Raw genomic sequence first — 20,427 nt, forward strand, 5'->3', positions numbered from 1 at the left:
CACACGGCATGACGGAGGGGGCGGAATGACTCGAACGATGATGGCGCTCGCGGCGGTGGCCGTGATGGGCGTCCAGGCTCCGGCGCCGCAGGCGCCGCAGATCGATCCCACCTGCCCGGAGATGGCCACGGCGCTCCAGGCGCTGCTGCGCAACGACGCCAGGCTCCGCGATTGGGCTCAACTGAACCGCTACCGGGACGCGAACCGCACCTTGCCGCCGCCTGCCGGCGGCGAGCCGCGCGTCGTCTTCATGGGGGACTCGATCACCGACGCCTGGCCGCAGCCGCGCTTCGCGTCGACGTTCTTTCCCGGCAAGTCCTACGTCGGGCGCGGCATCAGCGGGCAGACCACCCCGCAGATGCTCATCCGCTTCCGTCCCGACGTGATCGATCTCAAGCCGAAGGCGGTCGTCATCCTCGCCGGCACGAATGACATCGCCGGCAACACCGGCACGATGACCGACGAAGACATCCAGCGCAACCTGATGTCGATGGCGGAGCTGGCCAAGGCCAACAACATCAAGGTCGTGCTGTCCAGCATCCTTCCGACCAGCGCGTATCACACCCCCGAGCGGGGCGTGCCGCAGACCACGTCGCGGCCGATGTCGCGCATCCGGGCGCTGAACGACTGGATGAAGCAGTACGCCGCCGCGAACGGCCACGTCTACCTCGATTACTTCACCGCCATGCTCGACGCCAGCGGCGTCATGAAGACGGAGCTGACCGCGGACGATCTGCACCCCAACGCCGCCGGCTACGCGGTCATGATGCCGCTGGCGCAGGCGGCGATCGATCGCGCCCTGCGCTGAGATCTCAATCGAAGGAGTCGAAGGAGGCGAAGAAGCGAAGGAGCGCGAAGGAGCCGAAGGAGCGAAGGAGCGCGAAGGAGCGCGGTTTCTCGTTTCTGTCGGAGCTCGAAGGGGCGAAGGTCGAAGGTCGAAGGGTCGAAGGGGCGAAGGTCGAAGGAGCCCGCTGCGGCGCGAGGATCCGCCAATCTTCTTCGACCTTCGCCCCTTCGACGTCCCGACCGAAACAGAGAGCGCGTTCCTTCGAGCTCCTTCGAACTCCTTCGCCTCTTCGCCCTCCTTCGCCTCCTTCGATTACGAACGCAGCACGCGCACCGGATCGACGCGCGCCGCGCGCCGCGCGGGAACGACGCTGGCGATCGCGGCGACGGCGAGCAGCACGAACGCCACCGCGGCGAAGCTCGCCGCGTCGCGCGGCGCGACGCCGTACAGGTAGCGCTGCAGCGCCGACGTCAGCCACAGCGACGTCAGCAGGCCGATGGCGAGCCCGGTGATCGCGATCGCCATCGACTGCCGCACCACCAGCGCCACGATGTCCCGCACCTGCGCGCCGAGCGCGGATCGCACGCCAATCTCTCTGGCGCGCTGGGCCACGCTGTACGAGAGCACGCCGAACAGCCCGACGCCGGCAATCGCCAGCGCGAACAGCGCGAACGTGCCCAGCAGCACGGCGTAGAGCCGCGGCTTCGCCAGGCTCTCCGACACCCGATCCTCCATCGTCATGATCGACTCGAGGGGCGCCGCCGGGGCCGCCTGACGGACAACCGCGCGTAGCGCCGGGACGATGCGGGCCGGATCGTCGGCCGTCCGGACGACGAGGTGGATGTCGGACGCATACAGCGGCCGCTGCGCCATCGGGAAATAGACGTCCGGCTGCGCCGCGTCTCCCACGCTGTTGCGCGCGGTGTCCTCGACGACGCCGACGATGGCCACGGTCGTGTTGTCCGCGCCGGGCAGCGTCCAGCCGAGCGCCCGGCCGTCGAGATATCTGCGCGAGAACTCGCGATTCACGATCGCGACCCTCCCTCCCGTCGTGGCGTCCGCCGCGGTGAACTCCCGTCCTTCGACGACCCGCTGTCCGAGCGCGGCGAAATATCCGGCCGTGACCTGGCGGGAACCCGATTGCACCTGGACCGTCGAGCCGTCGCGTTTCTTGACGGGGAAGGACGACAGCATCTCGCCGCCGGTGAAGGGGAGCGCCGTCGCCGCCGCGGCGCGAGTCACGCCCATTCCGGAGATGCGGCCGAGAATGTCCTGGACGATCTGCACCCGCCGTTCCTCGGAGAACAGGCGATCGGCGAGGATCAGACGCGCGGACAGCACGTTGGTGCCGTCGTATCCCAGGTTGGCGTGCGTCATCGCGGTGAAACTGCGGACCAGCAGCAGGGCGCCGACCAGCAGCACCGACGCGATCGCGACCTGCGCGGCCATGATGAAGGCGCGGGCGCGGGCCGTCCCGGTGCGCATGCCGCCGCCGACCGGCGCCAGCGAATCTTCCACCAGGGCGGGGACGACGCTGCCGCGCGCGGCGTGCAGCGCCGGGAGCAGTCCGCAGCCCAGCCCCGCGAGAATCGAGACCAGGATGGCGAACGCCTGAATGCGCCAGTCGAAGACGAGATCGTCGACGCGCGGAAAATCGGCGGGCAGCAGCGCCGGAAGGGCGCGGTGCATCAGCGCCGCCAGCGCGAGGCCCGCCGCGCCACCGAGCAGCCCGAGCAGCAGGTTCTCGACGAGCGTCTGCCGCACGAGCCGGCCGCGGCCGGCGCCCAGTGCCGCGCGGATCGCAAGCTCGCGGCGGCGCACTGACGCGCGCGCGAGCTGCAGGCTGGCGGCATTCGCGGTCGCGGTGGCGAGGAGGAGGAGCACGGCCACGAACAGGATCCCGATCGCGGGGCGGACGTCGCGGGTCAGGGCCTGCAGCATCGGAATGGCGGAGACTTCGACCGCCCCGTCGCTGCCGAACACGGCCATCACCACCGGTCCGCGGGAGGGCACGGTGCGGCCGCGCGCGCTGCCTTCCGCAGCCGCCTGCTCCGGCGTGACGCCGGGCCGCAGCCGGCCCAGCGCCTGGAACAACTGTATCGACTGCGCCGGCGAGGTCTTGCTCACCATCGGCACGACGATGAACGGCGTCCACGCCCGCGTCGCCCGATCGGGGAACATGAAGGACGCCGGGGTGACGCCGACAATCGTATGGGGCGTGCCGCCAACGCGCAGCGTGCGTCCGACGACGTCGGCGGCGCCGCCGAAGCGCTCCTGCCAGAAGCCGTAGGAGAGGACCACCACGCGCGGGCGCCCTGTTTCGGCATCCTGCGGCAGGAACAGCCGGCCGAGCAGCGGCCTGGCGCCGACGACATCGAGGAGTCCCGCCGTCACGGCGGCAGTCTGCACGCGCTCCGGCTGCTCGTCACTGCCGATCACCGCGCGCCGGCCCGACCACGCCTCGATGGCGTCGAGCGTCGCCGACGGCGACTCCCGCCAGGCCAGGAACGCGGCATTGGTCATCATCGGGTTGAAGCGGCGGGTGCTGCCCTGACGCGTTTCGTACAAGCGCACCAGCCGGGGCGCGTCCGCCCATGGCAGCGGCTTCAGCAGCACGCCATACGCGACGCTGCCGATCGTCGTCGTCGCCGCGATCCCCAACGCCATCGTGGCGACGACCAGTGCGGCGTAGACCGGCTCGCGGCCGAGCAGGCGCAGGGCATAGCGGACGTCCTGGGGGATGGAGGTGAGGCGCCCGCCGGAGCCGGACGGCGGCGTGACCGCGGGGGCACGCCGGCCGCGGCGGCGGAGCAGCGCCGGGTTCGCCAGCCAGGCCTCGATCTGCGCGTCGACGCGGGCGATCGCGTCCGCGGCCGGGAGGCCGTCCGCCCGCGCCGCCGCATAGGTGGAGGCGGCATGCTGCGCGAGCTCTTCGAGCACGTCGTCATCGAGCGGCAGCCGGGCGGCGAGGCGGGCTTTCCAGTTCATGACGCGGTCCGTATCCGGGCGACGCGATTGAGCGCCGAGAAGAAGGTGTCCCAGACGCCGCGCTGGCGCGCCAGCGTCGCGCGGCCGCTGCGCGTCAGCTTGTAGTAGCGGCGCCGGCGCTGACCTTCACGCTCCACCCAGCGCCCTTCGATCAGCCCGCGGTCCTCGAGGCGATAGAGCGTCGGGTAGAGCGAGGTGACGTGAAAGTTGATCTCCCCGTCCGAGCGGCTCGCGATCAACTGGCCGATCTCGTAGCCGTGCCGCTGGCGCTCTTCGAGCAGGGCGAGGATGAGGAGCTCGGCGCTGCCGCGTTTCAGCTCCCGCGCCAGCGATGTCGTGCCCATATATGGCCACAACTAATATCACAAGTCGGGGGGCCGGGGATCGGGCAACGGGGAGCGAGCCGCGAGCGGCGAGCGGACCGCGGGGAGCGGGCAGCGCCCGGTGCAATCGGATATATTCCCAAGCCATGGATTCGCTCGATTTCTGGTCGATGCTCTTCGTGTTCATGCTGGCGACGTTCGTCGGCTTCCAGGTCATTCAGAACGTCTCGCGCCTGCTCCACACGCCGCTGATGTCGCTGACCAACGCGATCTCGGCGATCGCGGTCGTCGGCTCGATCCTGATCGCCGGCGAGCGGGAGTCGGATCTGACGACCCTGCTGGGCGTGGTGGCGGTGGCCGCGTCGATGACCAACATCGTGAGCGGGTTCCTGATCACCGATCGGATGCTCAAGATGTTCCGCGAGAAGCAGAAGTGAACGAGCACTTCATCCAGGCCAGTTACTTCCTCGCCGCCATCCTCTTCATCCTCTCGCTGCGGTGGCTGAATCATCCCCGCACGGCGCGGCGCGGCGTCGCCGCCGGCGTCGGCGGGATGGCGGCGGCGATCGTCGGGACGCTCCTGGCGCCCGAGATCGTCGACTACCGGTGGATCGCCGTGGCGCTGGTCGCCGGCACGATCGCGGGGATCCCGCTGTCGCGTGTCGCGCTCACCGCCGTGCCGCAGCGGACGGCGCTGTCGCACGCCTTCGGCGGGCTCGCGGCAGGGCTGGTGGGCACCGCCAAGTACATCATCTGGCTGGAGCACGGCGAGCTGACGACGTTCCGGGTCTCGGCCATCGCGCTCGAAGTGATGCTCGGGTTCCTGACGTTCACCGGCAGTCTGATGGCGGCGGGGAAGCTGCAGGAAGTCATCCCGACCCGGCCGATCACCTACCGCAACCAGAACTTCGTCAACTTCCTCCTGCTCGGCATCGCGATCGTCGCGGGCGTCTATCTCGCGTTCGGCGATCCGCATTTCTGGCCGGCGTATGTGGCGCTGGTCGTGCTGTCGCTCGCCTTCGGCGTGCTGCTGATCCTGCCGATCGGCGGCGCCGACATGCCGACCGTCATCTCGCTGCTGAACTCGTACGCCGGCCTGGCGGCGGTGGCGATGGGGTTCGTGCTGCAGAACAAGCTGCTGATCATCGCCGGCGCGCTCGACGGATCGTCGGGCCTGATCCTGTCGATCATCATGTGCCGGGCGATGAACCGGTCGTTCGCCAACGTGCTGTTCGGCGCGTTCGGCCAGGTGCAGGCGGCGGCCGCGATCGGGGAGGCGAAGACGGTCAAGAGCGCGACGCCGCAGGACGTCGCCGACATCATGACCCACGCCGACCGCGTCGTCATCGTCCCCGGCTACGGGATGGCGGTGGCGCAGGCCCAGCATCGCGTGCACGAGCTGTACGACCAGCTCACCAGGCGCGGCGTGGACGTGAAGTTCGCGATCCATCCGGTGGCGGGACGGATGCCCGGCCACATGAACGTGCTGCTCGCCGAGGCCGAGATTCCCTACGAGGCGCTGGTCGAGATGGACGACATCAACCCGGAGATGCCGCAGGCGGACGTGTGCCTCGTCGTCGGCGCCAACGACGTCGTCAACCCGGCGGCGCGCCACGACAAGGGGAGTCCGATTTTCGGCATGCCGATCATCGATGCCGACAAGGCAAAGACGGTCGTCGCAATCAAGCGGTCCATGAACCCCGGGTTCGCCGGGATCGAGAACGAGCTGTATTACGACGACCGGACCCTCATGGCCTTCGGCGACGCCAAGCAGGTGCTCGGCGAGGTGGTGAAGGCGGTGTCAGGAGAGGGCGGCAGCGGACACTGATTAGAATTCGAGCGGCAGCCAGGTCAGACGGGACGCCACCGACGCGAGAAACAGCAGCACCAGGGACGCTCCGACGGCTGCACCAACGGCTTTCAACATGACGAATGAGACCTCCGCTCCTTCACAGGGGCAAGGCTCGTTCCCCGAAGCGCCGCACACGCAAGATGTTGCGGACGTTCGGCTTCACCGCGACTGTGCGTCCGCCGCACAGCCGCGGGCATGTTCGAATTCTGCAATCCCCTTCACGATTCTGTCAGCGCGGTCCTCGGGCCCGGGCCCGATTTCAGCGAATTGCGGGCGGAAATGCTGGCATGCCGCAGGCATTCTGCCCGGGGCATGTCGCCCCTGGTTCTGATCGTGGTCGACTCGCTCGACGCGCGCACGCTCTACGGCGAGTATCTCGAGTTCTGCGGGTTCCGCGTGATGACCGCCGACGACGGCGAGCGGGCGGTCGCGTCGGCGCGGAGCGCGCATCCGGACGTCATCCTGATGGATCTGGCGCTGCCGCGGGTCGACGGCTGCGAAGCCATCCGGCAGCTGCGCGCCGATCCGCGCACCGCGGACACCCCGGTCGTCGCTCTCATCGGCCAGAACTTCGGCGACGATCCGGATCTCGCGCGCGAGGCCGGCGCGGACCTGTGCCTGTCCAAGCCGTGCCTGCCATCCCAGGTCGGCCGCGTCGTCCGCGCCATGCTGTGGCGCCGCGAGCTGGTCCGCTCCTCCGCCTGACGCCGCCGATCGCGCGGACAGCACGAGTCCAGAGTCACGCGCGACGGACAGCACGGACAGCACGGGTCCCTCTGTTTGCTCCGTGTCTTCCGTGTGATCGTGCCTTCAACGGAGTGTGTACAGGTAGGCCGCGATGTCTCGCGCATCCTGATCCGTGACGCCGAGGTTGGGCATCGCGTTGCCGGGATCGGCGCGCTGCGGATACTGGATCCATTTGATCATGTTGTCCGGCGTGTTCACGAGGTGGCCGCCGAGATAATGCCGCTGCGCGATGGCGGTGAGCGGCGGACCGACGGTTGCCCGGGCGCGATCGATGCCGGGGATGGTGTGGCATCCGGCGCACCCGTACTTGCCGATCGCGGTCTTGCCCTGGTGCACGCTGCCGCCGGTGAGCGTCTCTGCTTCGTGCGTGAAGTCCGCGCCGCACGCTGACGAGAAGGCGGCGGCCGCGAGCAGCACGAGCAGCGTGCGCGACGCCGCGTCGGTGGCGCCGAGGCGAACGCGCCGCTCCGCTTCGCCCATCCACGCGGCGAACAATGCCAGCCCGAGCACGATGAACACCACGCCGGCCGGTATCCACATCAGCAGACCGGCGAGCTGCTGATCGCCGAGCGGGTCCACGCGCCAGGCGGCGCCCTGGCTCACGTAGTAGCTGTACCACGGGGACGGCGCCACCGTCAGGAGCGCGCCGAGCGCGCCGCTGTGGATCGCGGTGAGAAAGACGTAGACGACGGCCAGGCCGTAGCCCTGACGTCCGTAGCGTCCGTGGACCATCGCCCACCAGAAGAGCGAGGCCGCGGCCACGAACGAGAGATGCTGCACGGCATGGACGCTCTCATCGGCGAGCGCCGCCTGATAGAGCACGGGCAGGTGCCACATCCAGAGGGCGGCCGCCTGGATGAGGAATGCCGCGAGGGGAGCAGTCGCGGACCGCCAGAGGCGAAGGAACCGCGCGCCGCGGAACGCCGTCGAGATCCGTTCGCGGCGTGCCGCGGGGAACGCCCACAGGAACGCGAACAGCGGGCGGCCGAACGCCATCAGCGGCGCGGCGATCAGCATCAGCAGCGTGTGCTGGGTCATGTGCACTGAGAACAGGATGCCGGACAGCCACGCGATCGGCGAGACCAGCGCGGCCGCGGCGACGAGCCATCCCGCGGCGAACGCCGCGACGCTCAGGGTCGGCAGTCCGCGCCGGCCGTGCGTCCGGCTCCAGAGCCGCGCGACGCCCGCCGCGTACATCGCCGCCGAGAGCAGCAGCGGCGCGGCCACTGCGGGGTGCAGCTCCCAGTGTTCGAACGCGCTCACCACGTGCATGGGTGCTGCACCAGCGCCGGGATCTCCGTCGCGAGAATGACGACGGCGAACCATGCACACAACGCGAGTCCTCCCAGCGCCATGAAGCGCCGCCGGAGAAGGCTGGTGCCGCCCGGATGTTCGCTCGCATGCTCGTCGTCCTGCCGCGGCGGCGCGGCGCGCCACGCCGCCGCGGCCGCCGCCGCGACCAGCGCCAGCGCGATCGCCGTCGCGAGGTGCAGCATCCACTTCTGCCGCTGCTCGCAGGCGACATACGAGAGGATGTAGTTGGTCTGCAGCAGCGCCGCCCACACGAGCGGCCCGGCGAGGATCCCCGCCCACAGCGCCAGCAGGCGCGGCGCCGGCTCAGACGATCCGTGGGGCAAGGTAGAGGACGCCATAAATCGGCAGCCAGGTGGCAATGACGAAGTAGTAGTAGAACGCGTTCTCCGAGACGTCGACGAACCGGTGTTCGTCCATCGGACCGGTGAACACCATCACGTTCAGCACCGCGGAGTCGAGCAGATCGGTGAGCACGTGAACGGTGTGGAATCCGAGCAGCACCCACGTCACGGATCCGTAGGCGTTGGTGTCCCAGCGCACGTTCAAGGCCGAGAACTCGAAGAAGCGGACGACGGTGAACGCCGCCGCGAAGGCGACCGATGTCGTCAGCCAGATCTGCACGCCGCGCCGATCGAAGCGCTCCGCCGCGCGCTTGGTCAGCTCGTTCGGCACCGCCGAGACCAGCATGATGACGACGTTCAGCGTGCCCCAGAACAGCCGCGGCGTCGGCACGCCGTCGGGCCAGTGCGGCACCCGTCCCTTCAGATACAGGTAGCTGGTGATCACCAGCGCGAACGCCATCGCCTCGATGGCGATCATGCACATCGTCCCCCACCAGAGAACGCTGCGGTGTCCGAAGGCGTAGGTCGGCAGCGGGCTGACGTCGAGCGCCGCCCGGGAGGCGCGCCCGCTCACCACAATCCCTCCCTCAGGCTCAGGCGGGTGCCGAACTCTCCGCGCTCCAGCTTCTTCTTCCCTTGCGTGGGCCAGAACCAGCCGATCAATGCGAGCAGGATCGGAATCGAGCCCCAGACCGTGCCCCACGGATTGAAGATCGACCAGATGAACATCAGCGACGTCGCCAGCGCCGCGACCAGCGGCCACAGCGACGGCCCGTGCACGGGATAGCGATGGTCCGGCTCCGCGTCGAGCACGTGCGTGACCAGCACTTCCTTGTGGTCCGAATCGAGCCCGATCACCGGCGGCGGCGTCAGCTCGGGGTGCCACAGCGGCTCGCGGCTGGCGACGGTCGGCTGGGGATGGAAGTTATAGGACGGCGGCGGCGACGACGTCGCCCACTCGAGGGTGGAGCCCTCCCATGGATTGTCGCCGGCGGCCGCGCCATGCCGGGCGCTGCCGATCACGTTGATCAGATACAGCAGCAGCGAGAGAAAGATGATGCCGGCGCCGATGGTCGCCAGCAGGTTCATGTTGAACCAGCCGAGGCCGGCGGGGTAGGTGTAGACGCGCCGGGGCATCCCGTACAGCCCGAGCAGGTGCATCGGGAAGAACGTCAGGTTGAAGCCCGCGAACAGCAGCCAGAAGCTCGCCTTGCCCAGCCGCTCGCTCATCAGCCGTCCGGTCATCTTCGGGAACCAGTAGACGATGGCGCCGAGCAGCGGGAAGGTGGAGCCGCCGATCAGCACGTAGTGGAAGTGAGCGACGACGAAATAGGTGTCGTGGACCTGGCGATCGAGCGGCACCGACGCCAGCATCACGCCGGTGAGCCCGCCGATGATGAAGATGAAGAAGAAGGACGCCATGTAGAGGAACGGCGTCGTCACGCGCAGGCCGCGGGCGGTCCAGATCGTCGCGATCCATCCGAAGATCTGGACCGCGGTGGGAATGACGATCATGATGCTCGCGGCGGTGAAGAAGCTCTGGCCGAACTGCGGCAGGCCGGTCGCGAACATGTGGTGCACCCACACGCCGAAGCCGATGAAGGCCGTCGACACCATCGACAGCACCATCGCCAGGTAGCCGAACACCGGCCGGCGGGTGAACGTCCCGATGACCTCCGACATCATCCCGAGCGCGGGGACGAAGATGATGTAGACCTCGGGGTGGCCGAAGAACCAGAACAGGTGCTGCCACAGGAGGGCGTCGCCCCCTTCCGCGTGATTGAAGAACTGCGTGCTCACGAGCCGGTCGAGGATCAGGCAGGTGCTCGACACCATCACCGCCGGCATGGCGAACAGGATCATGAACGAGACGATCAGCATCGCCCAGACGAACAGCGGCATGCGGTTCAGCGACATGCCCGGCGTGCGGTGCTTGAGGATGGTCGTGATCAGGCAGGTCGCGGTGGTGAGGCTGGAGACCTCGGAGAACGTGATGAGCTGCGCCCAGACGTCCGCGCGCTTGCCGTAGCCGAACTCCGGCCCGGCGAGCGGCGGATAGCTGAACCAGCCGTTGTCCGGCCCCGTGTTCCCCAGGAACATGACGTAGAGAAAGATGCCGCCGAACAGCATCATCCAGTAGCTGTAGGCGAGCAGCTTCGGCAGCGCCATCGTCCGCGCGCCGATCATCAGCGGCACGAAGTAGATGCCCATCGCCAGCACCACCGGCACGGCGAACAGGAACATCATCGTCGTCCCGTGCATGGTGAACACCTGGTTGTACAGGTCCGGACCGAGGAAGGTGTTCTCGGGGCGCGACAGCTGCAGCCGCATCAGCGCCGCGAGGATCCCGCCCAGCGCGAACCACAGGAAGGCGGTGACGAGAAAGCGGCGGCCGATCGCCTTGTGATCGACTTCGGCGAGCCAGCCGATGAAGCCGCGCGAGTTCTTCCAGACGCGGCCGAGCAGCTGCCGGTCGTGCTCGAGCGCGGCCGCGTCGAGGCGCGGATCGTCGTGGACCACCCGGGCGTGAAGCTGCTCGTCGTGCCGCTTCTTCTCCTCCCCGGTCGGCCCCCTCATTTCAGCGTCTCCAGGTAGGCGAGCACCGCCTGCAGCTCCTCCGCGCGCAGTCCCTGCGGCGGCATCCGGTTACCCGGCTTCATCGACTGCGGATCGGCGATCCAGCCCGCGAGATAGCCGCGCAGGTTCGGCACCGATCCGGCCGCGATGGTGCTGCGCGTCGCGATGTGGGTGAGATCGGGAGCGGTGCGGCCGCCGGCGAGGGTGCCGGTGATGTTGTGGCACATCGCGCACGGACCGCGTTCGACGATGTCCCTGCCCCGCTGCTGCTCCGGCGAGACCGGCGGCGGCGCCGGCGCACGGTTCGCCGTCAGCCAGCGCTCGAACTGCTCGGGCGGCTCCGCCACGACGACCAGCGCCATCCTGGCGTGCTGCAGGCCGCAGTACTCGGCGCACTGGCCGCGGTAGACCCCGGCAGTGTCGGCCTGGAGCCACAGCTCGTTGAGCCGTCCGGGGATCAGATCGATCTTCCCCTGCAGGTTGGGGATCCACAGGCTGTGAATCACGTCGGTCGACAGCAGGTTGAAGACGACAGGGCGCCCGGTCGGGATGTGAATCTCGTTGGCCGTGGTGACGCGCAGGGACGGAACGGGATGGTCGTACTGCACGTCCCACCACCACTGATTGCCGGTCACCTGGATGCGGAGCGCATCGGGGGAGCGGAGCGTGTCGAGCGCGCGTCCGATGACGACGCTCTGGAAGAGCAGCGCGAACAGCGCGACGAGGCTGACGCCGCCGGCGATGGCGACGTTGCGCGTGATGGTCGACTGGCTGGTGTCGGCCGCGGCGGCGCGGCGTCCGCGGACGATCGCGATCGATGCCGCGATCGCGACCGCGAACCAGACCGCGGTGCAGATCCAGAACATCGTCCACCACAGCTCGCTGATGCGCTGCGCCTGGATGCCCGCCGGGTGGAGGATCGACTGCAGGTGCGGCATCAGCGGTGGCCCGTCTGCACCGGTTTCTGCCGCGATTGGCGCGACTCGGGCAGGGCGGCCATCTGATCGTCGCTGCGGCTGGTCGCGATGGACGCTTCGACCTGCCCCGACATCGCCTGCACGTAGGCGACGAGCTGCCAGATCTGCTGCGTCGGCACGTGACCGCCGAACGACGGCATGCCGTCCGGCCGTCCCTGCGAGATGGTCGCGTAGATCTGGTCCGGCTGGCCGCCGTAGATCCACTTGTCGTCAATGAGCGGCGGCCCGATCGCGCCGCCGCCGTTGACGCCGTGGCACGGCGCGCAGTTGAACGCGCTGTACAGCCGCTTGCCTTCGCCGATCCCCCACGCGTTCCCCTGGTAGGGGCTGCTCACCGGCGCCTGCTGCTGCGAGGCTCCCGGCTGGAACTCGGTCACGCGCACCCCGGTCTCCCGATTCGCAGACGCCGGCAGATCCTTGTAGCGCCGGGCCTCCCGATCGCAGCCCGCGGCGATCAGCCCGGCGGCCACGGCCAGCACCCGTGCAATCCGTGCGATCCGTGTGATCCGTGGCCACCGCACTGTCCGTGGCATCAGCGGCCGCCCTCGATCCGCGGCACGCCGTAGTCGTCCAGAATCCGGTCGATGTCGGCGCGGCGCCGTCCGATGAAGTCGTCGAGCTCCGCCTGCAGTCCGGCATCGCCGCGGCGCACCCCCATCGAAATGTCGAAGACGAACGGCAGCGCCGGCGAGTCCCCCTGCGGCGACACCGGCGTCAGCTCCAGCGGGTGCTGCGCGGCTTTCGCGAAGTAGCCCGCCGCCGGCCCCCACACCACGGCAGCGTCGACGTCGCCGCGATCGACGGCATCGACAATCGCGGAGAGCGGCGCCGGCCTGGAGTAGTCGCCGTACACGGGAAAGCCGACCACGTTGCGCACCAGCCCGCGCCGCGCCAGCGCGTGCGCCGGGGGAGTGTTGGCGAAGTCGTCGCCGATCATCTGCACGCCGATGCGAAGCTCGCGCAGCCGCGGATCGTCGAGCGACGCCAGCCGCGCGCCCCGATCGCGCCGCGCCGCGAAGACGTAGGTCGAGCGGTAATACGGACGTGAGGTCCGCGTCGGCTCGAAGCCGCTCGGCACGCCCATGACGACGTCGCAGGCGCCGGCCTGCAGCGTGTTGCGGACGAACCCGCGCCGCTGCGCCCACCAGGTGTACTCGAGCCGTGCGCCGCGATCGGCCGCGAGCAGCGCCGCGATGCGGTTCTCGAACCCCTCGCGCGCCTCGTTGGAGAACGGGAGGTTGTTGGGATCCGCACAGACGCGAATCACCCGGACGTCCCGGCACGACGCCGAACCGAGCAGCGACCCGGCGAGTGCCGCCGCCGCGAGCCCGCGAAGCCGGCTCACTGGCCGCCTCCGATGGCAAACACGTAGAGCATGCCGCCGCGCGTCGTCGCATCCTTCAGGTCCGCGAGCGCACCGCCCCAGCCGTTCCCGGCCGTCGCGTCTCGGGGGTCCAGATCGGCGCTGACGATCGCGCCCGCCCATCCGCCCACGCCGGCGAGGACGGCGACGTACTGCCTGCCGTCCGGGCCGCGATACGACACCGGCTGCCCGATGATTCCCGAGCCGCACTTGAACCGCCACAGCTCTTCGCCGCTCTTCGCGTTCACCGCCTTGAACCAGCCGTCCATCGTCCCGTAGAACAGCACGTCGCCGGCGGTGACGAGCGTGCCGCTCCACACCGGGAAGTGCTCCTTGATCGTCCACGCCGGCTGCGCCGACACCGGGTTCCACGCGGTGACCACGCCGCGGTTGCCGCCCGGGCCGGCCTTGTAGACGACGCTCGCGCCGACGAACGGCGTCCCGGCGATATAGCTGGTGGTCATGGTCTCGAGGTCCTCGCACAGGTTCTGGTGCGGGATGTAGACGAGCCCGGTCTGCGGTGAGAACGACATCGGCTGCCAGTCCTTCATGCCGGGGGCGGCCGGGCAGATGTCGCGGACGACGACGCCGAGGCGCGGCGCCTTCTCCTTCACTTCGATCAGGCGTCCGGTCTTCATGTCGACGCCGCGGTTCGAGTTGACGTAGCCGAACGGCGCCGCGGAGAGGACCTCGCCGGTTGCGCGATCGAGGACGTAGAACAGTCCGTTCCGATCCGCGCGCATCGCGACCTTGCGCTGCTGGCCGTCGACGGCGAGATTGGCGAGCACCACCTCGTTGACGCCGTCGTGATCGAAGAGATCGTGCGGACTGGTCTGATAGAACCAGCGCGCCTCGCCGGTTTCGGGAACCCGCGCGAAGATGCCGGCGGTCCACTTGTTGTCGCCGGGGCGCTGGTCGGGGTTCCACGGCCCCGGGTTGGCGGTGCCGTAATAAAGGAGATTGAGCTCGGGATCGTACGAGATCCAGCCCCACACGGTGCCGCCGCCCGTGCGCCACGCCTCGCCGGGCCAGGTCGTCATCCCGAGGTCTTTGCCGCGGTCGCCGTCGTAGTGCGGCGTGAAGCTGGGCCCGATCAGGACGTCCTTATCGGGTCCGGTGCTGTAGGCGCGCCAGGCGATCGATCCGCTCCCCGCGTCGAGCGCGGTCAACCATCCGCGCACGCCGAACTCGCCGCCGCTGTTGCCGACGAGCACCTTGCCCTTCACGACCAGCGGCGCCATCGTCATGCTCTCGCCCTTGTTGATGTCGGCGAGCGGCGTGATCCAGCGCGGCTGTCCCGTCGCCGCATCGAGGGCGATGGTGCGGCCGTCGAGCGTGTTGAAGAAGATCGCGCCGTCGGCGTAGACGGCGCCGCGGTTGACCGTGTCGCAGCAGGCCACGCCCTTGGAGGCGCCGAGCGGCTTCGGATCGTACTGCCACTTGAGCGGCGCGCCCGGCCGACTCAGGTCGAAGGCATAGACAATGTTGGGAAACGGCGTGACGACGAACATGGTCGAGCCGACGACGAGCGGGGCGGCCTCGTGTCCCGCGACCATGCCGGTCGAGAAGGTCCAGGCCACGCCGAGCCGGCTGACATTCGCTGTCGTGATCTGATTCAGGCCGGAGAAGCGCGTCGACGAATAGTTCTTCGCCGGCATCACCCACTGGCCGTCGTCTGTCTGCAGCTGGGCTGGATCGCTGGCGGTGAGCGATCCGTTCAGTGGTCTGACGGATGCAGGGGGCGAGGTGTCGAGAGTCTGGCCCTGGCATGCGGCCAGTACCGCAGCCGCCGCGGCTGCCATGGCCGCCGTTGCGGGGAACCACGCACGCACGGTCGTGCTCGTTGCAAATCCTCAACCAGCGAACATACCTCGCCATTCGTGAACGTCTGCCGCGTCGCAGGTGAGGATGGTGACGGACGCCGGCGGCACTTCCACATCCGGCCAGCGCTCGAGCGGCAGCTTGCGCGCGGCGAGCACGGCGTAGCGGATCAGTTCTGCGTGCGTGACGACGACGATCGTGCGGCCGGGGTGGCGCGCGTGCAGGCCGTGCAGAGATCCGGCGCGCGACGACCAAGCCGGTCTGGATCTCGGAAGTCGGCGTGTCGACATTCGGCGCGGAGGAAGTGCAGCAGTTCGGCCTGCGCCGCACGGCGGAGCTGCTAAGGGGGGCGCAGCCCCCGCATCCACTGGTACAGCTTGTACGATCTGCCGCGCGCCTGGCCGGCGACGACGCGGCATCGCGAGGCGGAGGGCTCGTCGTACTACCGGCACTTCTACATAGGGCTCCTGCGCGAGGACGGGACCCCGAAGCTCGCGTTGCGGGGTTTCGCCGGGTGCACGCCCGAGTTCGGCCTCTGCCAGTGGTTCCACTTCGAGGATCACCGCCTCGACCACGCGGTCCGCACGATGGGCGACCTGGGTGTAACCTACATGAGGACGGGATTGAGCTGGGCCGACAGTCTGCGTCCGGGCGCGCACACGTGGTTCGACCGTCAGATGCGCGCGCTGGAGGCGTTCGACGTCACGCTCACGTTCTGTTTCACCCCCGAATCGGAGGGTGTGCGGCCCGATCACACCAGCCCGCCGCGCGACGTCGGACGCTTCGCCGACTTCTGCGCCGCGCAGGTGCGGCGCTACGCGTGAGGCACTCATGACCCACGACATCATCGTGATGGGAGCATCGGCCGGCGGCGTCGAGGCGCTCAGCCGCGTCGTCAGCGAGTTGCCGCGCGACATCCGCGCGTCCATTCTCATCGTCCTGCACGTGTCGCGCGGCAAGAGTCTCCTGCCGGAGATCCTCTCGCGCGTCGGACGGCTGCGCGCGCTGCATCCCGACGACGGCCAGCCGCTCGAGTACGGCCGCATCTACGTGGCGCCGCCCGACCGGCATCTGATCGTCGAGCCGGGGCGCGTGCGCGTGGTCCACACAGCGGCGGAGAACGGCGTCCGCCCCTCCGTGGATCCGCTGTTCCGATCCGCCGCGCGATCGTACGGCAGCCGAGTGATCGCGGCGCTGCTGACCGGGTCGCTCGACGATGGAACCGCCGGCATCGTCGCGGTCAAGGCGGCGGGAGGCATCACCGTGGTGCAGGATCCCGAGGAAGCGTTCGCGCCGGGCATGCCGCGGAGCGCGATCGCCTCCGGAGCGGTCGACCACGTGCTGCCGATCCGCGACATCCCGGTGCTGCTGGCCGCGCTCGTCGACGAGCAGGCGCCGCCCCGGCGAGCCGATCTCGAGCACCCGCACCTGCGCCAGATGGAACCGGATCTCGGCGAACGGACGCTGGCGATCGACGGCGCCGACCGCCCCGGACGTCCGTCCGTGTTCACCTGCCCCGAATGTCACGGCACCTTGTGGGAGGCGGACGAAGCCGGGCTGCTGCGCTTCCGCTGCCGCGTCGGACACGTCTACTCACCGGAAACCATGCTGGCGGCCCAGACGGATGAAGTCGATCGCGCGCTGTGGACGGCGCTGCGCACGCTCGAGGAGCGGGCGGCGCTGGCGCACAGGCTCGCCGAGCGCGCCCGCGCCCGCCGCCATCCGCTGGTCGACCGGGCGTTCACCGATCGCGCCAACGAGTCGATGCGGGAAGCCGACCTGGTGCGGCGCCTGCTGTTCGAACGCAGCCCCGCGACCGAAACGGTGCCCGACGACCTGGCCAGCGCGATCGGCCCCGGCGTGCCGGGGCGCGACGACCCCGACAAAGACACGCGGTAAGCGGATCAGCCCGCGCCCTCCTCGTCCATCACCAGGATGACGCCGGCGGTCTCCCGGTTGCTGTCGGCGAGCGCGGAGATGGTGACGCGGCATTGCAGCGGACGTCCCTTGCGGCTGGTGGCCGGCAGCACCACGGTCGTGTCTTTCGCGCGCCCGTGCAGCACCTCGCCCACGGCGCCGTTCAGCGATTGCACCGGCAGGCCGATGTCGAGGCCGAAGAAATAGTCCCCGGTCACTTCGTCGGCGCGCAGGCCCCACAGGTCCGCCGCCCGTGCGTTCCATGCCTGCACGCGCAAGTCGCGATCGAGCACCACCACCGCCGAACGAAGGCTCGTGAGCACCGATTCGAGGAACGCGTTCGAGGTGTTCAGCTCCAGGCCGCGGGTGCGCAGTTCGTCGTTCATGGTCTGCAGCTCCTCGTTGGTGGACTGCAGCTCTTCGTTCATGGTCTCGAGCTCTTCGTTCGTCGATTGCAGCTCCTCGTTGGTCGTCTCCAGCTCCTCGACGGTGGACTGCAGCTCCTCCTTGGTCGTCTCGAGCTCTTCGTTCGTGGACTGCAGCTCCTCGTATGCGGTCTCGAGCTCCTGCTTCGAGTTGACGAGATCGTCCTGCAGCGCGCGGATGTGGGTGACGTCGGCGAACGAGACGCGCGTGCCGAGGAGGGTGCCTTCCTCGCCGACGAGCGGCGCGAACGAGACGTCGTAGTAGCGCGTGCCGCCCGGACGATCCCACGCGACGCCGCGGATCTGCACCTCGTGGCGCTCGTCGCCGGCGCGCTCGATGTGCGCCCGCAGTTCGGCGGGGCGATAGGAGAGCTCGAGCTGGTGCAGCGGCGTCCCGATCTCCGCCGCGCCGAGACCGAACTGACGCCGCGCGGCGCCGTTCACGCCGACGACGATGCCCGCGGCATCGATGACAATCTGCGGATCCTGCCCGGCCTCGAACGCCAGCTGCCGGAGACGGACGGTTGGATCGGGTTGCTGGGGCACGGCGTCCTCTCGCCCGTTCGCGCCGAGCGCCGGCTGACGATCGCGGTGCCGGGCGCTCGTCAGCGTGGTCCTGAAGATACGACGTTTCAGGTCGATCGGCTGGAACAGCGCGCTCTGCGTGAACAGCATCTCCGCCCGGCCCAGCACCAGGCAGCCGCCGGGCACCACGGAGAAGTAGAACCGGGACATCACCTGGCTCTGCGCCTCCGCATTCAGGTACATGAGCGTGTTGCGGCACAGGAGCAGGTCAACGCGCGAGATGGGCGCGTCCTGCAGCAGATCGTGCCGGCCGAAGATCACGCCGCGCCGCAGCTCGCGCACGACCATCAGCCGCTCTCCGGCCCGCTCGAAGAACTTCGCACGCAGGTCGTCGGGCGCGTCCGCGGCCTGCTTTTCCGTATAAACCCCCTGCCGGGCCTCGGCGAGCGCCTCTTCGTCCACATCGGTCGCGTATATCTTGATGCGCTGCCGGAATCGGTCCATCCCGAGCGTATCCGCCAGGAGCATCGCAATGCTGTAGGCCTCCTGTCCGGTCGCCGTGCCGGCGACCCAGACGCGGAGCGGCGCGTGTTCCGGCTTGCCGGCCAGGAGCGAAGGGATTACCGTCTCAGCCAGCGCCTCCCAGACGTCCGGATCCCGGAAAAACCGGGTGACGTTGATGAGAATAGTGTTGAAGAGCGCCGGAAACTCGTCGGGGTGGACCTGCAGATAGTCGAGGTACTCGTCGTAATCGCGGATGCCGACCGCTTCCATGCGTTTCTGCATGCGGCGGGTCAGGGTGGTGCGCTTGTAGGCGGTGAAATCGAAGCCCCGGGCCTGGCGAAGGTAATCGAGAATCTGCTCCAAAGCCAGCCTCGGCGGCGGGTCCGACATCGTGCGTGACTGTACTACAGGCACCGGGGTAAAATGCAGGTTCGTCGGAGTGTCAAACGAGAGGTTTCCCCTATGGCGATTGACGTGCTGGAACTGCAACTCGCCTCGGCCCTGCAGCGCTTCGCCACACTGCAGCGGCGCGCCACGTCGGATCGCGATCACGGCAAGCTGCTCGGCCGATCGCTGCAGGAACTGGGCACCGCGCTCGAGGAAGTGCGCGTCGCTCAGGAACAGCTGATCGAAGGCCGCCAGAGACTCGAAGCGCTCCAGCTGGAGCTGGCCCGCGAACGCGAGCGCTACTGGCAGCTGTTCGATCAGATGCCGCAGCCCTACGTCGTGACCGAGCCCAGTTCGGTGATCACCGAGGTGAATCGCGCCGCGGCGCAGCTGTTCAATGTCAGTCAGCGGTTTCTCGTCGGCAAGGCGCTCAGCGTCTTCGTCTGCGAGGAGCGCGCCCGCTTCCTGGCGGATATCTCGCGCCTCGCCAGCGAGGGACGCTCCGCAGAGCTGACGTTCAAGCTCCGACCGCGGGAGCGCGCCCCGGTCGACGTCACCGTTGTCGTCGGCGCGGATGCCCGCGGATTGCGGTGGGTCTTCCGTACCGCCGCGTTCTCCGACCCGTCGCCGAACTGACCCTGCAGGCCGGCCGAAGCCGGTGCGTATGACTTCCATCGGCCGATCCCTTGCGTGGATGGCACGGCGGTTGATTCAGGTCGCGCCATGGCAAAGGCACGACGACTCAAGGATACGGACCAGACCGCGTCTCCTGCTGCCGGGATGACGGCGCCCCACGACGCCAGCCCCGGCAACGAAGACGAACGCACCACCGGGCATTCGCCGGAACAGATCGCGGCGCGTGCCTATGAGCTGTATCTCGCGCGCGGCGGCACCCACGGGCAGGACTGGGACGACTGGCTCGCGGCCGAGCGCGAACTGGCCTCCGCCGCGGAACCCCGGAGTGAATCCAAAGAGTGAGAGCCGACCACCGGCAGCCCTTCGTTCTCGTCGCCGACGACGATCGGGACACGCGCGAGTTGTACCGCGCCTGCTTCGACACGAATGGCTATCGTACGGCCGAGGCGGTCACCGGATCGCAGGCGATCGTTTCGGCCGTCGAGATCGTGCCCGACGTGCTGCTCACCGACTACGTGCTGCCGGACGTCGACGGCGTGACCGTGGCCCGGCGTCTCAAGTCGGACGGCCGTACTGCCGGGATTCGCATCCTGATGGTGACCGGCTACGCCAACCCTGATCTGCAGAAACGGGCCGCGGCCGCCGGCGTCGATCGCGTGCTGCTGAAGCCCTGCCTCCCGCAGGCCGTCATGCGCGAGGTCTCCCGGAGCCTGGCGCGGCCCACCATTCCCCCCGCACCGCCGGCCCGCCCGACCGAAGCGGTGGCGCGCGTGCGTGACGAGTTCGGTGCGCTTCCAGGCCTGGCGCTCACGGCCGAGCAGGCGCGGCTCGTCTTCGAACTCGATCGCGACATGTGCGATCGGATCCTCGGCGTCCTCGTCGCCGAAGGATTTCTCGCGAGAACGCCGCAGGGCGCGTACCGGCACAAGTAGCGCGCGCCGGC

At 69.0% G+C, this 20,427-nt stretch carries 21 protein-coding genes; 9 read left to right on the top strand and 12 right to left on the bottom strand.

Annotated features, from left to right (window positions below):
- The first annotated feature begins 25 nt into the window (after nt 1–25).
- Entirely contained in the window at nt 26–808 is a 783-nt protein-coding gene (locus tag VFK57_03795) for an SGNH/GDSL hydrolase family protein (protein HET7694805.1), read from the top strand.
- Nucleotides 809–1,099: 291 nt separating this feature from the next.
- Here VFK57_03795 and VFK57_03800 read toward each other — a convergent pair whose 3' ends face one another.
- Together VFK57_03800 and VFK57_03805 are read right to left on the bottom strand one after the other, a co-directional pair.
- Entirely contained in the window at nt 1,100–3,775 is a 2,676-nt protein-coding gene (locus tag VFK57_03800) for an ABC transporter permease (protein ID HET7694806.1), read from the bottom strand.
- On the bottom strand, nt 3,772–4,119 hold the full coding sequence (locus VFK57_03805; GenBank protein HET7694807.1) for a PadR family transcriptional regulator: 348 nt from the start codon (nt 4,117–4,119) through the stop codon (nt 3,772–3,774). The genes VFK57_03800 and VFK57_03805 overlap by 4 nt, the downstream gene beginning before the upstream one ends.
- 125 nt (nt 4,120–4,244) lie before the next feature.
- Here VFK57_03805 and VFK57_03810 point away from each other — a divergent pair, with 125 nt between their 5' ends.
- The 3 genes from VFK57_03810 to VFK57_03820 all read left to right on the top strand — a co-directional run bounded on the left by VFK57_03810 (nt 4,245) and on the right by VFK57_03820 (nt 6,655).
- Nucleotides 4,245–4,535, top strand: coding sequence for an NAD(P) transhydrogenase subunit alpha (locus tag VFK57_03810; protein HET7694808.1), 291 nt, complete (start codon nt 4,245–4,247; stop codon nt 4,533–4,535).
- Nucleotides 4,532–5,926 carry an NAD(P)(+) transhydrogenase (Re/Si-specific) subunit beta gene (locus VFK57_03815; GenBank protein HET7694809.1) on the top strand — a complete coding sequence of 465 codons (1,395 nt, stop codon included), beginning with the start codon at nt 4,532–4,534 and terminating at the stop codon, nt 5,924–5,926. Before VFK57_03810 ends, VFK57_03815 begins: the two co-directional genes overlap by 4 nt.
- A gap of 336 nt (nt 5,927–6,262) precedes the next feature.
- On the top strand, nt 6,263–6,655 hold the full coding sequence (locus VFK57_03820) for a response regulator (GenBank protein ID HET7694810.1): 393 nt from the start codon (nt 6,263–6,265) through the stop codon (nt 6,653–6,655).
- Nucleotides 6,656–6,760: 105 nt separating this feature from the next.
- Here VFK57_03820 and VFK57_03825 read toward each other — a convergent pair whose 3' ends face one another.
- From VFK57_03825 to VFK57_03865, 9 genes are read right to left on the bottom strand one after another with little or no spacing between them, the layout of a single operon-like run.
- On the bottom strand, nt 6,761–7,960 hold the full coding sequence (locus VFK57_03825; protein ID HET7694811.1) for a cytochrome c oxidase assembly protein: 1,200 nt from the start codon (nt 7,958–7,960) through the stop codon (nt 6,761–6,763).
- The gene (locus VFK57_03830) at nt 7,957–8,334 is read right to left on the bottom strand and encodes a hypothetical protein (protein HET7694812.1); all 378 of its coding nucleotides are present in this window, start codon (nt 8,332–8,334) and stop codon (nt 7,957–7,959) included. Before VFK57_03830 ends, VFK57_03825 begins: the two co-directional genes overlap by 4 nt.
- Nucleotides 8,315–8,926, bottom strand: coding sequence for a cytochrome c oxidase subunit 3 (locus VFK57_03835; protein HET7694813.1), 612 nt, complete (start codon nt 8,924–8,926; stop codon nt 8,315–8,317). Before VFK57_03835 ends, VFK57_03830 begins: the two co-directional genes overlap by 20 nt.
- A complete protein-coding gene (gene ctaD / locus VFK57_03840; GenBank protein HET7694814.1) occupies nt 8,923–10,929 on the bottom strand; it encodes a cytochrome c oxidase subunit I in 2,007 nt (668 codons plus the stop codon). Before ctaD ends, VFK57_03835 begins: the two co-directional genes overlap by 4 nt.
- Complete coding sequence (coxB, locus tag VFK57_03845) at nt 10,926–11,867, bottom strand: cytochrome c oxidase subunit II (GenBank protein HET7694815.1); 942 nt, start codon at nt 11,865–11,867, stop codon at nt 10,926–10,928. Before coxB ends, ctaD begins: the two co-directional genes overlap by 4 nt.
- Nucleotides 11,867–12,385, bottom strand: coding sequence for a cytochrome c (locus VFK57_03850; protein HET7694816.1), 519 nt, complete (start codon nt 12,383–12,385; stop codon nt 11,867–11,869). The genes coxB and VFK57_03850 overlap by 1 nt, the downstream gene beginning before the upstream one ends.
- 53 nt (nt 12,386–12,438) lie before the next feature.
- Nucleotides 12,439–13,251, bottom strand: coding sequence for a substrate-binding domain-containing protein (locus tag VFK57_03855; GenBank protein HET7694817.1), 813 nt, complete (start codon nt 13,249–13,251; stop codon nt 12,439–12,441).
- Nucleotides 13,248–15,071, bottom strand: a complete 1,824-nt coding sequence (locus VFK57_03860) for a methanol/ethanol family PQQ-dependent dehydrogenase (GenBank protein ID HET7694818.1) — start codon at nt 15,069–15,071, stop codon at nt 13,248–13,250. Before VFK57_03860 ends, VFK57_03855 begins: the two co-directional genes overlap by 4 nt.
- Before the next feature lie 51 nt (nt 15,072–15,122).
- Nucleotides 15,123–15,380 carry a histidine phosphatase family protein gene (locus VFK57_03865; GenBank protein ID HET7694819.1) on the bottom strand — a complete coding sequence of 86 codons (258 nt, stop codon included), beginning with the start codon at nt 15,378–15,380 and terminating at the stop codon, nt 15,123–15,125.
- An 87-nt stretch (nt 15,381–15,467) separates the two neighbouring features.
- Between VFK57_03865 and VFK57_03870 the strand changes: the two genes are divergently transcribed.
- Together VFK57_03870 and VFK57_03875 are read left to right on the top strand one after the other, a co-directional pair.
- Nucleotides 15,468–15,914, top strand: coding sequence for a hypothetical protein (locus VFK57_03870; GenBank protein ID HET7694820.1), 447 nt, complete (start codon nt 15,468–15,470; stop codon nt 15,912–15,914).
- 7 nt (nt 15,915–15,921) lie between these two features.
- On the top strand, nt 15,922–16,989 hold the full coding sequence (locus tag VFK57_03875) for a chemotaxis protein CheB (GenBank protein ID HET7694821.1): 1,068 nt from the start codon (nt 15,922–15,924) through the stop codon (nt 16,987–16,989).
- Between the two features lie 5 nt (nt 16,990–16,994).
- On the opposite strand, the gene VFK57_03880 is transcribed toward VFK57_03875, so the two are convergent.
- Nucleotides 16,995–18,851, bottom strand: a complete 1,857-nt coding sequence (locus tag VFK57_03880; protein ID HET7694822.1) for a CheR family methyltransferase — start codon at nt 18,849–18,851, stop codon at nt 16,995–16,997.
- Nucleotides 18,852–18,923: 72 nt separating this feature from the next.
- Between VFK57_03880 and VFK57_03885 the strand changes: the two genes are divergently transcribed.
- The 3 genes from VFK57_03885 to VFK57_03895 all read left to right on the top strand — a co-directional run bounded on the left by VFK57_03885 (nt 18,924) and on the right by VFK57_03895 (nt 20,416).
- Nucleotides 18,924–19,484, top strand: coding sequence for a PAS domain-containing protein (locus VFK57_03885; protein ID HET7694823.1), 561 nt, complete (start codon nt 18,924–18,926; stop codon nt 19,482–19,484).
- Nucleotides 19,485–19,571: 87 nt separating this feature from the next.
- Entirely contained in the window at nt 19,572–19,826 is a 255-nt protein-coding gene (locus VFK57_03890) for a DUF2934 domain-containing protein (protein ID HET7694824.1), read from the top strand.
- Nucleotides 19,823–20,416, top strand: a complete 594-nt coding sequence (locus tag VFK57_03895) for a response regulator (protein HET7694825.1) — start codon at nt 19,823–19,825, stop codon at nt 20,414–20,416. The genes VFK57_03890 and VFK57_03895 overlap by 4 nt, the downstream gene beginning before the upstream one ends.
- Nucleotides 20,417–20,427: the final 11 nt, after the last annotated feature.

The sequence above is a fragment of the Vicinamibacterales bacterium genome (assembly GCA_035699745.1).
In the GTDB taxonomy this organism is placed as follows: Bacteria; Acidobacteriota; Vicinamibacteria; order Vicinamibacterales; family 2-12-FULL-66-21; genus JAICSD01.